This window comes from Thiobacillus sp. (genome assembly GCA_024235835.1).
Lineage (GTDB): Bacteria > Pseudomonadota > Gammaproteobacteria > Burkholderiales > Thiobacillaceae > PFJX01.
Window position 1 is genome coordinate 138001 of the sequence record JACKLQ010000002.1, and the last position, 14868, is coordinate 152868.

Below are 14868 nucleotides of genomic sequence, written 5' to 3' on the forward strand. Positions count from 1 at the left end.
TTCTAAGCCTCCGCAACTTGGAAGGTCACCTTCACAAAACGATACTGGGCACCCTGTGAGCCGATCTCGAGCTCGAACTTGGCCTTTAATGGCGGTTGCCCGGGCCGTTCGGCAAGGCGACGGTCGATCTCCTGCGAAAGGACCCAGGCGCGCGCGAGTGCCAGTTGCTCGTTGGAAACCAACATGCCGCCCTCATCGAGCTGAATGTGGCGGGGCAGGCCATTCACGGGGAAGGTGCCGGCGAAGTCGCCCGCGCCGATGGCGTACCGGATGCCGGCGCCCCGGATAGGAGCCGCATCGGCGCCACCGCGATAGGTAGCCTCCAGCTCAAGCTTATTCGAGAGGCCATCGCGGGACATGGTCTCCCGCGTCTTGGTGACGATTGCGATGATCCCTTCAACCATCAGACGCGTCGTCGGGTCGATCAGCCGCTGACCGCGTGAGTCCTTTTTGTGCAAAATGAAGGACCCAGCGGGGTAGTAGATTTCCGGGGCTTCCTGGACCTCGATGGAGACTCCAGTGGTCTTTCCCAGTTCGAGACGGTCGGCGACCAGCGTCTTGGCAAACTTGATGGGCACATCGTTGCCGACCCGAGCCAGTTGCCCTTCGCGTGCGAGCCCGAAGCCCTGAAAATCCTGTGCCGTGTAGGCACTTGCGACGCGGTTCATCCACGCGACCGTGTCGGTAGCCGCGTTGTCGAGCACTCGCACCGTCAGATCCCGCGTAGTGAAAGATCCATTGTGGCGCGTGGCGTCTCCGATCGCGCTGGCGCCGAAGCGTGAATAGGTCGTGCCACAGCCGGTGAGGATGCCGGCCGCAAGCGTTGCAGTCGCCTGGACCAGAAACTTGCGACGGCACACCATGCTGGTTTGAGGGGCGGGCGTTTTCATCTCGTGTGTCCTTGGAAGTGGTGATTGTTGGTGTCATCGATGCGGGTGACATAGATGGCCCTGTCGTGATAGAGAATCGTGAGATAGGCTCTCCGAACATCGCTGCCAAGCCGATCAATTCTCAGGTCATACCAGCCGTCCAGGAAGTGCTCCTCGGGCGGCCGATCGCTGTGATGCTCGACCCTGAGGAGAAGCCGGGCCTTGCTGGGATCAAACCGGGCGATGTCACAGCGCGGCATCACCCGGACAGCCCCGCGTTCAGACTGGAGAGCCGCGGTGCATCCAAACGTCATGAGATCGGCCTCGGTTCTGGAGATGCCGAGGAGGTGGGTGGCTGCCTCGACGACGCCGTACTGCATCAGCGATTCCCTCGCCTCGACGATATTGGCTGCGATCGTCGTACTGTCGACGTAGTAGAAGCCCAGGACCTTGGCGAGAACCGCGATGGTCGCGGCGTCAGTAACCGACGTTCCGACGACGCCATGGATGCCGGCGGCCGGTTCGAAGTCGGAGGCCGGGTCACAGGCCGTTAAGGTCCATGCCACCTGCAGGATGTCCCGGGTGAATGAGTCGCTGGTATCGGTGTTTCCATAACCAGACCCTTTATCTACCGACAGTTCGATTCCATCGCGCCGCATCTGCCACTGGGGTTGATACCCACTGATCGAGAAATTCAGCTCGTAGGCTGGGATATGCTGCAAGTTCGGGTTGGTCGCGTTGGCGCAATTTCCCGGGCGCACGCGCACGCCGGACCCGCGAAAAAGTGCCAAGGCCGCATTGAACGGCATGCGACTCGTCAGGCCGGCAGGCGGGGCCGCGGCGTAGACGCCTGCGTATTCGTTCTTCGCCGGCGGAACCATCAAAAGAGCTTCGGTCTTGCTGCGGTCCCTCGCCATCTGGTTGAAGCGGGCGATGACGTCATAAAGCGCTTCCTCATCGACGGGCAGCGGCACGACGTGCCCCCGATCCCTAAGCTCATTGCCAGGCTGGATACCATCCAGGCCTGCTTGAACCGAGCCGGCGAGGATGCAGGCCAGCAGTCCGGATGCGAGTTTGGTCTTCATAGCGACGGTTTCCTAATAAACGGTTAGCTGCTGAGTGATGAAATGGAGACGGCGGGGATCGCGCAGCTCGAATTCGCCAACAACGATCTCGCGCCGCACGGTTGAGCCGAAGACAACGATCCGGATCCGCACATCCAGGGTTCGCAACTCGTTCGGCAAACGCAGCAGGCCACCATCGAACCCACGGCGCCCATCGACGAGCAGCGTGATCCTCTCCTGAAGACGGCCATGACGAATGCCGTGGGCAATGACCTTGCGGTAGTCGTCGGCGGCGGCCTCAGGGTTGCGACGCGCGTCGATGACGGTATCTGCGCTGGCGGGATATGCCCCCGCCAGTAGCAGGAGCACCAGCACGCAGTTCCGAACCCAGTTCAGGATTGGGGGAAGTGCGCGCGCGGGGCTCATTTCGGCTTACCTCCGAGATGGACCACGTTGCCGCGGACCAGCGAGGTGGAGAGGTGAGTTCCGCCGCGGATCTGGAAGGTCTGATCGATCTTCGCCGCCCCTACCGCCGCAGAGTTGATTTGCACCACGTTCACTTGGATGTCGGTGTTGTCGATTGACGCACCGATGGCTTCGGCGATCTGCGAGATCGACGCGACGCCAACCATCGCCGCGTCGATGACGATCAGGTTGGCGCCCACCGTGCTCTGGTTGACGAGGTTTGAGTTCTGAAGCGTGAAGGTCTGGTCCGAATCGAGCAGCAGGACCGTACTACCGCCCAACAGTGCTGCATTCGCTGCGATGGTGGCGTCCGTGATCGTTCCGCCCACGATGTCAATGCGCTGCTGGGAAAGCAGTACTGCGATCTTCGAATCGGTGCTCGCAGCGGAAGAGTCACCGCTATTGATAAGACCCATTGCAGGGGCGACCACGCGCAAGGCAGTCACGACATACGGTGCGAGTCGAGTCAAGTTAGCGACGCCCGCGGCAGATGCAGGAGCGGTCGGCAGCAGCATCAGGCCTACGCTCAAGGCGAGCGCGGCGGCTACAAACTGGGTCTGGGAAATAAGGGTCTTCCGGTTCATTTCGTGCTCCTTGTGGGATTGATCAAAACTCGTGCGCGTCTCTCCGTACGTACCGCGTGCGTTGCTGGGGGGTGGGCTCGTGGCCGGCATTCCTATGGTCCAAACGCTGCCGTCGTAGTAGTCTTTCGCCATGACGATCCTTTCTGGGTTAGCGCACGACATGTGCTGCTTGCTGGAAGCCACTATGGGCGGGGAAATCGAATCGTTAGCGGAGACTTAGCGGAGATGAGCGGTGGAAATCGGCAGACGGTGAGCAACTACGATGCGAAGGACGTCTGCGAAATCGGGGCATTTCCTTTGATGCAGCTCAAAATCGCGCTTGCGATGCTTCCGCTACATGCTGAAGAGGGGCCTCATCGCGATAGCCTTCCTGAAGCTGCACTCGTTGCAGCTCTTATTGCTCAAGGCGCAACTACAGAGGAAACCGCACTGTCCCTGGTTTACACGCTACGACGCCAATTTGAAGCGTTGTCGCTGCTTGATCCACGCGAGCTTCAGCATGGCAAGTGGGCGTTTGTTTCGTTTCCGGCTTCTTTGCTGGGGCGCTCGTGGCTCACTACCTTGGCAACGCCCGGCCAATCTTTGCTACCGCAGGACTATTGGGAGCAAGGCGATCATCGCCCTGATGAAATCAAGGAAGAGCAGCGCGCGCTACTGCACAGAATTGAAACAGAACGCACCCAACTTAACCCTGAGGCCCAGCCAATCCGCGTTGTCCACGTCGCATGGGCGATCATTCGCTGGGGTGAAAAGTTCCTGCTGTTCAGGCGGGAGGACAAAAGCAGACCGGGTGAAAAAGGCTACGGCATGGTTGGCGGTCGCTTCAATCTGAGCGATCTGCCGTCCCCCATCCAAACACAAGCGGACATTCTTCAAGAAACTTTTCAGCTTGACTCCACAGTCGTCGCTCAACATATCGCCACCACCTTGAAGCGGGAGTTGGAGGAAGAAACAGGAATGCTCATGGCCAAGCACTACTCCTTCGAGGATTTTGGGAAACCACTGCCGACCTACAAGGAAGTCAACGGCGCGGGCAACCGGCATGCTTACAGCGCCTACAGATTCCATCTTTTTCAAGTCAAACTCACTCCAATGGGTGAGACGCATTTGCTCGCCAAGGTTGCAGGGGATGAACGGCTGACATGGTTTTCCGCCGCCGAAATCGCTGCGCCACAGCGTGCGGACGGCGCTGCCGCATATGTGGATGCATTGCATCAAGCGTGGGGTAAAAACTTAGGGAAGAACCTAGCCACGGCCCCCGACTCAAGGGTTAGCCAGCCAGTATTCACGGGAGAGTCCATGATGCTGGACTTGCCAGGCACCCCCGACGCGTCGTTTCAACTTGGCAAGCCGGGCAAGGAGAAACCCGTACGCCCAATTGAAGCGTTGGGGAAAGCTGAATGGCAACTGCTCATACTCCTGGGATGGCATGCCCGGGACTTCCATATGCGGATGAACGCCGACGCCGGGGTTCGCTTACTGGGCAATGGCTGGATTGAGGCACGGGGCCTTGTGTCACTCGCTCGCAGCCTGCACGAAAAAATCCAGCCCGTATTGCCCGGTTTGTTGGAGATTAGGGAAAACCGCTTTGTGTCCATGAGTATTGCGCCTGACGCCCTGCTTTTCCCTGCTGACCTGTTCCGTTACCAGATACAGGGCAGCAACAGCACGGGCGGAGTGTTCTGGTTTGAACGCCTTGAACTTGTAACGCCTTGGGGAAGGCTGGGAAATAATGTCTACGAGCGAAACATCAATGGGAACACCGTGGCCGCGCTGCGGGCTCTCGAAAAAGGTGATGAACCTGACGGTGATTGGGAAAGATCTCTGCGTGAACAGCTTGGGGGTGGGGTAAGGGGTGTTGGGCTGCGCAGACTGTGGAGCACCAAAGGTAACGTCACGAGCTTGGTCGAGGGGCTCAAAAGGCTCTCCGACACATCGCTGGTGTGACGGTGCTCCGGTAGTTCTCCGCTAACAACGATGCATGGACACCTTCAGTTCGATTCACCGAACGCACTCCCGCATGGGAAAGAACGAAGAAAGGATCGACCATGATCGACAAAGCCCTTCCCGCCGGCTTGGCTGGCGAAAAGCTCTCCCGCGCCATCACTGGCGCTGTCATTGGTTAGAGGCCGTTGGTCTCACGACGGTAGCTACGATAGAAGTCCCAATAGTTGTGCCGGTAGCAGTACTGGCCGGAGGCATTGCGCTTGTGCGCAGCCTGTTCGGCTGAGAGGGGTGCAATGTTATCCCTGATGTTTACCGCTGCAATGCCGAACATCGTGATTTCGAAGAACAGGAATTGAGGAATGGAGTTGCTCCGGCAAGCACAGTATTTGCCGAGCACCCTGAGGTTCCCCCGGAATTTCGTCTTCCAAGGGTGACATAAGATGGACGTCACGAAGGAAAGGAAGACGATGAAGATCCCGAAGCAGGAGTACACCGCCGAGTTCAAGGAGCTGGCGGTCAAGCGAGTCAAGGAAGGGCAGTCGATCGGCGCAGTGGCCAGGGAGTTGGGGCTGGTCGAGCAGACGCTGCGTAACTGGGTCAAATCGGCAGCGGCTGGCAAGCTCAATGGCGCTGGCGCCAAGGTGGTGACCCCGGAGGAAATGGAACTTTCGCGGCTGCGTGCTGAGAACATCCGGCTCAAGCGGGAGAACGAAATCCTAAAAAAAGCGACGGCGTACTTCGCGAGGGATGCGCTGTGAAGTACGCCTGGGTCGACGCGCAGCGGCAAACCTACGAATTGGCCGAGATGTGCGCCGTGCTGAACGTCAGCGTCAGCGGCTACCGGGCCTGGAAGCGTGGCGGCACGCCCAACCGCAAGCGCCTGACGGACGCCCAGATGCTGGTGCTGATCCGCGCCATCGACGCCGAACTCAAGGGCAGCTATGGTAGCCCGCGGATGGTTCTGGAGTTGCGGGATCGTGGTTTCTCGGCGGGCAAGGAACGGGTCGAGCGGTTGATGCGGGAGAACGGCATCCGGGCTCGTCACAAGCGGCGTTACAAGGCCACGACGGACTCGAAGCACAGCCTGCCGGTGGCGCAGAATCTGCTGGATCGGAACTTCACCCCAGAGGCGCCCAACCAAGTCTGGGCCTCGGACATCACCTACCTGTGGACGAACGAAGGCTGGCTGTACCTGGCCATCGTCTTGGACCTGTTCAACCGCGAAGTCGTGGGTTGGTCGCTGAAACCCCGGATGACGGCGGATATCGTGACGGATGCGCTGACGATGGCCTGGTTCCGCAGGCGGCCGGCGCCGGGGCTGCTGCATCACTCCGACCGGGGCAGCCAGTACGCCAGTCATGCCTTCCAGGCCAAGCTGGGCGGGTATGGGATGACCTGCTCGATGTCGCGCCGTGGCAACTGCTGGGACAACGCACCCGCCGAGAGCTGGTTCAACAGCTTCAAGAACGAGCGGGTGCATGGCCAAGCATTCGAGACGCGCGAGGAGGTGAAGGCGATGGCCTTCGAGTACATCGAGGTGTTCTACAACCGGAAACGCCTGCACTCGACCCTCGGATACAAGTCGCCAGCGCGGTTCATGAAGGATTGGATCGACACTCAGAAACGAGTGCAGCAGGTAGCATGAAGCCCACCCGTTGGAAGACGAAAAACCAGGGGAAGCTCACCCCTCGCGTGAGGAGTTGAAAATGAACGCACACGACACCGTGCTTAATGATCGATACACGCTGACTGAGCGCGTCCTCGCCAAGCCCGGCATGCAGTCAGTCGAGCTTTGGGAAGCAATGGACAGCGAAGGCAATACCTACACCCTTAAAATCACCCCCTACTCTGGCGCAAGGCCCCCGCCCGAAATTCTCCGCTTGTGGGACAACGATCTGCGGGTGATGTATCGCATCAGCAGCAGTGCAGGAGCAGACAGGCGGCTCGTGGTCATGAAAGACGCCGGCATTGATGCCGATAAGCGCGTGATGATCCTCATCTATGAGGGCTGTCAACATGTTACTTTTGCTCAGATGCTTCGAGCGCGCGAACGGGAGCAGAAAGACTGGCTTTCACTCAATAAGCTGAAAGAACGTCATGTGAGGCGGGAGTTGTGGGGTTCCCTTCTTCGCGTGGCCTATGGCCTGAAATCGCTCCACGATCAGAATCTTATACATCGCAATGTCACCCCAGAGGCAATCTGGGGCCGCCAAGGTGGAGGGGCTGAATCACTGCGCTTGAGCGGTTTTGATTGGAGTGCTCGCATCGGGCATGTAGCCAATATCTCCGAGCGTAGTTCGTGGGCCACGCCCCCAGAACTTCAACAGGTGGGCTATTCATTTGCTTCCGACTGGTATGGCTTCGGTACTACAGTCGCCCGGTGTTTCCATAAGGTGGAACATCTCAACAATCAAAACGCTGACCTTGCAGAAGACTTGGCCTCGACCATTTCCAGAGAAAACCCTTGCAACCTTGAGCCTCTGGAGAAAGATTTCATCAAGGCCGTCACCGCCCCGAAGCGCCTGGATCGCCTGCAACGCGCCACGGACATCCTGGAGCGCATCGAGAAAATCATCGAATCGCTCTATTTCGGCCAGCAAGGGAAAAGGGATGACCGCCGAGTGTTGCTTCATTTGGATCACAGGAATCCAGATACCACTGATTCGGCAAGAAGGGTGGGGTTTGTGGTCAACCCGGACGACCCTTTGGAAGGGTTTGATCCTGATTCGCCCGCGCATAGTGTCCGCCTGAAGGACTTTATCGTCGGCCAACTGCGTAACGCAACATTGAGTTGGAGCCGTGGTGGTGCCTGGTTTGAAGTGAGGGGCGGCAGCCTTTTCATTCGAGGCAATAAGTGGATGGACTACGGGAGCAGCAAGGAACAATCCTGGAAAGCAGCGAAGGCTAATCTCAGCAACATATCGCGTTTGCCGGAGCCAGTGCCGGCCAATGGCTTTGACGATGTTCGCATCGAGGTTGAGTTCATGCCTCATGAAGTCAACAAAAGAATTGGCCCTGGAACGGGATTCATTTCATGGGACAACTTTGCTCCCAAACAAGAAGATGCCCAAGGGTTGGGGCCGGATTCAGAGAACCTGCGGCAGTTTCTCAATGTATCCAACCAGTTTGAGGTCTTACTCCGCGATGCCGAGCTTTTCAAATACAAGATCGTCCATTTGAAAGAGGATACGGGTAGCACGGAAATCATCATTGCTTCTGCTGATGAGAGCCGCCCCTCGCGGAAATTTTTCAAGGCCGATAAGAGGATGCCTGATTTCATTCAGCAGGTAATGGAATCTGGACAGCGGGACTGCGACAAGGTTTTGCTGACCGATGCTGATTCCTTGTTTCTCAGGCGGGCTGGCGCGAGTGCAACCAGTGCGCCATCTGATGTGGGCAGGGAGCAGTGGACGGTCAAAGGCATTGACCAAGAGAACGAAACCCTCACGCTGTTTCGGCAAAACGCGCAGGGTGTTGCCCCGCCGCCACAGGCGGGGTATTTGCGCACACTCGGCCATTACGGTCAGATTCGGCTGATTGAGCGGCGCAAACAATCCATTGACCGTTTGTCTTCTCACGCTTTTTTGTTGCGAACGCTCGCTACGCCGGGGTTTACCAGCATTGATGCCGGTGAAAGTGAATTTCCTTGGCCGCAGATCGAGGAAGGTGGAGACGTTGATGAAAATAAGCTCGCGTCCATCAAGGACATCCTCAGGATGCGCCCGAAATATGCGCTGCAAGGCCCGCCCGGAACAGGCAAGAGCACACTGGTCGCCCATCTTTTGCGGCAAATATTGGAAGACGATCCAATGGCGCAAATTCTGGTCACAGCCAAGGATCATGCCGCCGTGGATGTGCTGCTCGACAAAGTAATGCGGCAAGCATACAGAGGCTCCTCAAAGGAGCAACTCCCGCTGGCCGTTCGGCTGAATCGCCGTGACGGGAATGACCATGCAAAGGAGCAAGCCCAGGGATTGATGCAGACTGCGCTTGACGCAATCAGCAAGAATGCCCTACATGACATGGCTGCTTGCGCGAATATACAGCGCGATTGGCGCGCCCTTCTCCAGGCATGGAGCAGTGATTGCCAGAGTGAATCTGCCCAAGTGCTGTCAAATGCGCTCGTTGATTTGGTACGGCGCGGCGCAAGCATTACTTACTGCACCACCAGTTCCGGCGACCTTGAAGAATTGGCCAAAGGGGCGCACTCGTTCGACTGGTCTATCGTCGAGGAGGCAGGCAAAACCCACGGGTTTGACTTGGCGCTGCCGCTTCAGGCCGGTCACCGCTGGCTGCTGCTTGGCGACCACAAGCAGTTGCGTCCCTTTCTCTATGACGAGTTCGCGGCTTGTTTCAATCAACTCAGAGGAGAGGATGGAACGGGTGGCGTCATCGGCATCCTTGAAGAACTCGGTCGCAAGCCGGGCAATGCTCGGCTCATTGACATCGAGTGGCTCAAGGAAAAACTTGATACCGATAGGAACTGGGCCAAGTCCTTCCCAGTTTACGCACAACGATGGCTCGCCAGCTTTGAAAGCATCTTTGAGGGTCGCAGGAAGCTCAGGGGTATTACTGAAAATCAGACCATCGGCGCTTCCGCAGGCTTGCTGACAAAACAGTACCGGATGCCGCCCGTGGTTGGTGACCTCAATTCAGCGGTTTTTTACAAGGGCGCGGTGAGCAATGCAACCGCTGACGCCCAAGGTGGCCCTAACGAAGACCATCGTAATCCCTTTGTTGCACCGGACTGGCTTGCTGGAAAATCTTTGGTCTGGGTGAACATTCCTTGGGATCAGGAACACAAGGAGGACAAAAAGACCGGCTATGCCAACAAGAGTGAACAGCTGGTCATCCAGCATCTTTTGGGGAAGATGGAGATTGAAGATTTTCAGACAACTGGGCAACCATACACCGTCGCCATTCTTACCCCTTACAACATGCAGAAGATCGCCATCAATCGCAATTCAGAGATTACGCCCCCGTCGGGCTGCCAATTCGGCAGCGCGCAGAACCGTGATGTCGATGAAAACATAGCCAAAGCCTATTCGGTGGACTCCTTCCAAGGCGACGAGGCGGATGTCATCATCGTGAGCCTTGTGCGCAACAAACCGACGCGGGCGCAAGAAACACTGTCGGCGAGCAACATTGAATTTATTGCCCAACCTGACCGGCTGAATGTAATGCTGTCCAGACCCAAACGCCTATTGATCATCGTTGGCTGCTGGGATTTCCTTTCAGCCTGTGTGGTTGGTGTTTCGTCCGCCACGGATGCTAGCGGGAACTACTACGATCCCGATTACGGGCCTTTCAAGAGAACACTTGAGGAACTCAGTGCCATGTTCAAGGATGGCCGAGCTTTGCAGATCTCCGCGCAAAAGGTACTGCAATGAGCACAGAATTACGCATACCTCTTACCGAGATTAGGGTCAAGTTCCGCGCAGGCAGCCGTCGCCCCATAACGGAACTGGATCGTCTGGTCATGCAGGCAATCGCCGCCGGTGCAAAATCGGTCAATAGTCTCACACCGATATTCCAACTTCCCGAACGATTGTTGGTCGAGTGTTTGATTGATTTGATGGACATGGCCTTGCTTGCTTTGGACGTTCACGGCGACGGATTTCGCCTGACAGAATTTGGAAAACGGAGCCTGGAGCTACACCTGACAACCTTCGGCGAACAACTGGACGACGCAGACGAGTTGATTTTCCTGCGCGAGGATTTGACAGGCCGCATCGGCCCGAGACGCATTGTTTGGTATGCGCGTGAAAAAGGTGACATGCCGCCGGGAACGGTGCAGGGGAATATCTCGTTCGGAGAGATGGAGCGGCTTCTTCTCCAGGAGTTCAAGGCAAACAAAGACTATCAGGGTAGGCATCTGCACTCGGTGGATTCCATCGTTCCCGTGCGTGATGGCATCAGTTTCAAGGTAACTGTGGACAAAGGCAGCATTTCCGGGCTGCCGAGCCAGTGGTGTCATCTTCAGCCGCTGCTCGTGGCGGAGGCTCAAAAACGGGGTGTCAGCTATGTGGGCGTGTCGCAGCGCCATGAACCGATTGAGGATGTGGCGTGGTGCGAAACCAGTCTAGGCGAAAGCGACCTGCTGCTTACGGCATCAATCCATGAATCCACACTGCTTGATGCCATCAATCAAGCCCAAAACCATCTCCTCATCGTCTCATCCCATGTTTCGGAAAAAATGCTGAATACGCTCCAAGCCCCCATCACAGCGGCGATGCAGCGCGGCGTGCGCGTGGATGTGTTATGGGGCTTGCCTTCCCTTGACGAAGGCGGCGAGCCTCATGGAAAAACAACCAGGAGTTGGTCTCAGGCGATGCGCAAATCTTCCGGCAGTTGGGGCGACTACTTGGCCGTCAATGCGGAACCGCTCAATTCGGATGCCAAGGTTTTGGTTTGGGATATGCAGGATGGATCTTTCCAAGCCATCGTTGGCAGCTACAACTGGCTCTACGGGCTGGACGGGTCTGTTGCCCAAGAGCGTGGCTCGGAGGCCAGCGTCCGCATCAACGACCCGCGACTGGTGGGCAGCATTTGCTCCACACTGGCGGGGTGGCTTGATGCCAGCGGTCAGCAATCAAGCGGTATCCCACTCCGCTGGCGCCAGATTGGTTTGCATCTGGCCCAACTGGAAGCATCCGTCGTTGAGCATAACGAAAAGGTGAGTAGGGCGCGCGTAATTTTTGATGAGGAGCATGCCCAAATGCTCCGCGAGGGGCTAATGAATGCTGGTCAACGACTGCTAGTAACGAGTCACAAGCTCAACCGTAGCGCCACGGGAGATCCAATTCACGGTGGAGGAAAACTGGAGTGGTTGGCCCTCAGAGATAGAAAGGATGGACTTCAGTTTTCCCTCGTCTCAGGCCGGTCACCCAAAGCCGATAGCTGGACTGTGGCAGATCAAAAAAGGCTTGAAGAATTGAGCGACGGCGTTGGCGGCTCTATTAGCCTTGGCAAAGGCACTCATGCCCGCGTTTTCGTGTATGACGACATGGCCGTTATATCGAGCTACAACTTTCTTTCGACGACACAAGACAAACGCCAATTAGGCGTAATGTTGCAAAGTCAAATGGCAGCAGACAAACTCTGGGAAGCGTTCGGAGCGCCCCGGGGGAATTCGGGTGATGGCTAGACAGCCTTCTACCTCTCAACTTTGTATGCAACTCAACCTATTCGACCACGACAGTTGGGCGGTTTAGACGAGTTGTGCGCCGTTAGCCGATCAGCCAATGCTGAAACGGTCCGGATGTCGCGTTTCAGCGAAGGCAGCTTTGGATGGCAGTTGTTACCAGCACTTTACTTGAGACGTCAGCTGTCCTCCGTAACCTGCCATTGAGTTGCCGACGCGCCCACCGGCGGGATTGGGTCGGGAGTTCGCGTTAGCCACACCGAAAGCTGCCGATCGCTGATCGTCTAGCCTGGGGAGGCAGGTATTTATGCGATCGCAGCCAGATTGGTCGTGATGCCCAGGCGGCGGCTCCGGCCGACGAGTACTCAGTCATCAGGCTTCCCGAGTGAACGCTGTACTCAGGAACTTGCCGCTGGAGCCCCGGAAAACTGTGCGGCGGCTCTGAGGCGAAAGCCGTCATTCAACGCGCGTGGCCCTATCGGCTGCATTGGCCGATATCCAGCCACGCCTAGCTCTTTGCCGAATACCGACGTCAGGCACATTTTGTGCCAGTCATAGGCATTCAGCCACCTCCGCACGTACCCGGGCCAATAACTTATCTAGGTCAGCCCCCTCCTCTGCTTTCAGATACGCCAGGAGAATAGGGCTTAGGGGGTGTACCCCCAAGGGGCCAGCCAGTTCGTTCAGCTTATCCAGCGTCGGACTCTTTAGTCCCCGTTCAAGCTGGCTGATGTAGGTCCGGCTCGAAACCTCCGAGAAATCCTCCTGGGACACATGCTTCAGCTGTCTGAAGCGACGCAAGCTGTGGGCAAAGGCTTGTCGAATGTTCATGGCGGACCCCATGGAATCAGGTCCTCCAATACACAGCATTGAACACTATCGCACTACGTCCTATAGTGTTCTTTTTGTTGCGGAGAGTTGGGCATGTTCATTACCCACCCTGAGTTCGAGTTCCCCGATTTCCATGACTTATTCAGCGATGACGGCAGTCGTCTATGGCAACATGTGGAACTGCAGCTGATAGTCCCCGTATTCCTAGTCGGCATCGCACAGGTCGATGAGGATGGCGACCTATCCGTGACACGCGTACATGAGCTCACCGATGTGACGGAGCTAGCACAGCTTGCCAAGATAGCCGGCGGTCGACTCGTGACGCTCGACGTGCTGCTTCCCCCATACATGACTAGAAAGCCGGGTTGGTTCACTGCCCCATTGCATGCCGTCTGGTCAGGCACTGCCCCGAACGGTACATTCCAGACGGTGTACGTCAGCACCTCCGGGCGGCGTTACAGCAGTGCCAGCAATCTGGTGCACGAACGGCAAATGCTGAACCGTCAGTTGCACTTTCGTCGCCCCGGCAAGGCTCAGAAACGGAGTCCAACCTTCATCGGCTGACTATGCCGCCCGGGTTGCTCTGCCAGACTCTGCGCCAGCACATCCAGACGCAGGGGGTTTGGTGCGTGGTAACAGACAAACCCTTTGTCGAGATACGACACATTCTCCGGCCAAGGGTAGACGTGCCCCTTAGCATGGGTACGAGACCAGGCCTCCTTGCCGACCCTCAACAGTTCCAACACCTGCATACGCATTCCATGGAAGCCCGGCATGCGCATCAGGGCTTGCACCAGGCCATCCAGGTCGTCATGCCGGGCCCGGGCATGGCCAGGTGAGGCCGCCAGCTCACGCATTGCGGCGTCCAACTCGGCGTAGCGCTGATCAGCCAGTCGCCACGTCCAGTGACGCCCGCCGCCCTGGGGTCGTGGGCGTTGTGCGTGCACGAGTTCGTACTGCGTCTCCCAGGTCAGCGGTGTGCGCTTGTGGTGCGCATCCAGGAGTTGCTCCTGCTCATGTACGTCCCCTTTCCCGGGGGTCGCCAGCAACCACCACAGGATGCTTCCCGCGTGTTCGGGATACATCAGAAGCGTGGTGTTGGCCTTGTCCTGGGACTTGGCATAAGCCCGCTGTGCCTGGGTGGCATCGGCGTGATACCGCTTTGCCATCTTGGCCGCAAAGCCCAGGGCCTTGTCCGGGGATACGCTGCCGGCAATCCAGTACCGGCTGCCGCGTTGCACGGTCTCCAGCAGGATGCGCATAGCTGCGCGCTTGCTGATAGGGATTTTGACGTACGAGCTCCCGGCCGGGACCAGTTTGGGAAACAGCATGGCTTTCTCCAGTGAGCCGGCACATGCCGGCACTGGGTATAGTTAGCGGGACGGATGTCCCAAGCCATTGATTGCATGATGTGCTTCGAAAGCCTTCGAAGCACACTACTAGATGTTCCAGAAGGGGAAGGGGTGTGGGGAAACCCGGATGGGGTTGCCCCACCGACGACCTGCCGAAGGGTGCATATACTCAATAAGGCCATCAGCCACACAGGAATGCACCGGGACGCGCCAACGTCTTCGCCGCCAAGCTGCGGGGGGACGACGCCAACGTCCCCCTGCAAGTGTCTTTCTGCCGACCCGCCATGGTTGGCAGCATTACTCCCGTCGCGCAGTGCCTCTAATCAGGCTCGCTGCGTGGCAACGGGCGCTGGAGGTGCCAACCTCCTTCGACCCAATCCTTGACTTGAATGTTGGGCGACACGGAAACGGGAGCCATGGTGACATGGCCAAAATCCCTGCGTGAAGCGAAAGCGGGACAGACCCGCCCAGGGGGTGCCGGAAACGGTATTACCTGTGCCCAAGACGTGGGCTGCACGCGTTCCCCGCGAGGGGATCGAGCCTGGGAGCCGAAAGGTGGACCAGGTGGTACTCGGGGGCGCAAGCCGCCGAGATCGCTGGATAGCTCAAGCG

General features: G+C 57.8%; 12 protein-coding genes. 5 read left to right on the top strand and 7 right to left on the bottom strand.

The window, feature by feature from the left end; genetic code table 11:
* Positions 1-2: 2 nt before the first annotated feature.
* From H6935_08875 to H6935_08890, 4 genes are read right to left on the bottom strand one after another with little or no spacing between them, the layout of a single operon-like run.
* A complete protein-coding gene (locus H6935_08875; protein ID MCP5278461.1) occupies positions 3-890 on the bottom strand; it encodes a hypothetical protein in 888 nt (295 codons plus the stop codon).
* The gene (locus tag H6935_08880; protein ID MCP5278462.1) at positions 887-1954 is read right to left on the bottom strand and encodes a hypothetical protein; all 1068 of its coding nucleotides are present in this window, start codon (positions 1952-1954) and stop codon (positions 887-889) included. The genes H6935_08875 and H6935_08880 overlap by 4 nt, the downstream gene beginning before the upstream one ends.
* Before the next feature lie 12 nt (positions 1955-1966).
* Positions 1967-2308 (bottom strand): hypothetical protein, encoded by a 342-nt coding sequence (locus H6935_08885; protein ID MCP5278463.1) that lies wholly within the window; start codon positions 2306-2308, stop codon positions 1967-1969.
* A gap of 47 nt (positions 2309-2355) precedes the next feature.
* On the bottom strand, positions 2356-2982 hold the full coding sequence (locus H6935_08890) for a hypothetical protein (protein ID MCP5278464.1): 627 nt from the start codon (positions 2980-2982) through the stop codon (positions 2356-2358).
* Positions 2983-3231: 249 nt separating this feature from the next.
* Between H6935_08890 and H6935_08895 the strand changes: the two genes are divergently transcribed.
* Entirely contained in the window at positions 3232-4929 is a 1698-nt protein-coding gene (locus H6935_08895; GenBank protein MCP5278465.1) for a hypothetical protein, read from the top strand.
* Between the two features lie 175 nt (positions 4930-5104).
* Here H6935_08895 and H6935_08900 read toward each other — a convergent pair whose 3' ends face one another.
* Positions 5105-5326, bottom strand: a complete 222-nt coding sequence (locus H6935_08900; GenBank protein ID MCP5278466.1) for a hypothetical protein — start codon at positions 5324-5326, stop codon at positions 5105-5107.
* 70 nt (positions 5327-5396) lie between these two features.
* On the opposite strand from H6935_08900, the gene H6935_08905 reads away from it, so the two are divergent.
* The 3 genes from H6935_08905 (at position 5397) to H6935_08915 (ending at position 12076) form a co-directional block, all read left to right on the top strand.
* Positions 5397-6574 (top strand): IS3 family transposase gene (locus H6935_08905; protein ID MCP5278467.1). Its coding sequence is split into 2 segments (ribosomal slippage): positions 5397-5649 and positions 5649-6574, totalling 1179 coding nucleotides; the frame shifts between segments, so codons are not numbered across the junction.
* Positions 6575-6635: 61 nt separating this feature from the next.
* Positions 6636-10319: a protein kinase gene (locus H6935_08910; protein ID MCP5278468.1), complete on the top strand. Its 3684-nt coding sequence runs from the start codon at positions 6636-6638 to the stop codon at positions 10317-10319.
* A gap of 89 nt (positions 10320-10408) precedes the next feature.
* Positions 10409-12076 carry a hypothetical protein gene (locus H6935_08915; GenBank protein ID MCP5278469.1) on the top strand — a complete coding sequence of 556 codons (1668 nt, stop codon included), beginning with the start codon at positions 10409-10411 and terminating at the stop codon, positions 12074-12076.
* 549 nt (positions 12077-12625) lie between these two features.
* On the opposite strand, the gene H6935_08920 is transcribed toward H6935_08915, so the two are convergent.
* Positions 12626-12904 (bottom strand): helix-turn-helix transcriptional regulator, encoded by a 279-nt coding sequence (locus tag H6935_08920; GenBank protein MCP5278470.1) that lies wholly within the window; start codon positions 12902-12904, stop codon positions 12626-12628.
* A gap of 93 nt (positions 12905-12997) precedes the next feature.
* On the opposite strand from H6935_08920, the gene H6935_08925 reads away from it, so the two are divergent.
* Positions 12998-13468, top strand: coding sequence for a hypothetical protein (locus tag H6935_08925; protein ID MCP5278471.1), 471 nt, complete (start codon positions 12998-13000; stop codon positions 13466-13468).
* On the opposite strand, the gene H6935_08930 is transcribed toward H6935_08925, so the two are convergent.
* Positions 13438-14235, bottom strand: a complete 798-nt coding sequence (locus H6935_08930) for a hypothetical protein (GenBank protein ID MCP5278472.1) — start codon at positions 14233-14235, stop codon at positions 13438-13440. The genes H6935_08925 and H6935_08930 overlap by 31 nt on opposite strands.
* Between the last annotated feature and the right edge of the window lie 633 nt (positions 14236-14868).

Bases quoted from the DNA above. Each gene is read 5' to 3' on its own strand.
- H6935_08875 (MCP5278461.1), bottom strand. From the start codon at position 890: ATGAAAACGCCCGCCCCTCAAACCAGCATGGTGTGCCGTCGCAAGTTT.
- H6935_08880 (MCP5278462.1), bottom strand. From the start codon at position 1,954: ATGAAGACCAAACTCGCATCCGGACTGCTGGCCTGCATCCTCGCCGGC.
- H6935_08890 (MCP5278464.1), bottom strand. From the start codon at position 2,982: ATGAACCGGAAGACCCTTATTTCCCAGACCCAGTTTGTAGCCGCCGCG.
- H6935_08910 (MCP5278468.1), top strand. From the start codon at position 6,636: ATGAACGCACACGACACCGTGCTTAATGATCGATACACGCTGACTGAG.
- H6935_08915 (MCP5278469.1), top strand. From the start codon at position 10,409: ATGCAGGCAATCGCCGCCGGTGCAAAATCGGTCAATAGTCTCACACCG.
- H6935_08920 (MCP5278470.1), bottom strand. From the start codon at position 12,904: ATGAACATTCGACAAGCCTTTGCCCACAGCTTGCGTCGCTTCAGACAG.
- H6935_08925 (MCP5278471.1), top strand. From the start codon at position 12,998: ATGTTCATTACCCACCCTGAGTTCGAGTTCCCCGATTTCCATGACTTA.
- H6935_08930 (MCP5278472.1), bottom strand. From the start codon at position 14,235: ATGCTGTTTCCCAAACTGGTCCCGGCCGGGAGCTCGTACGTCAAAATC.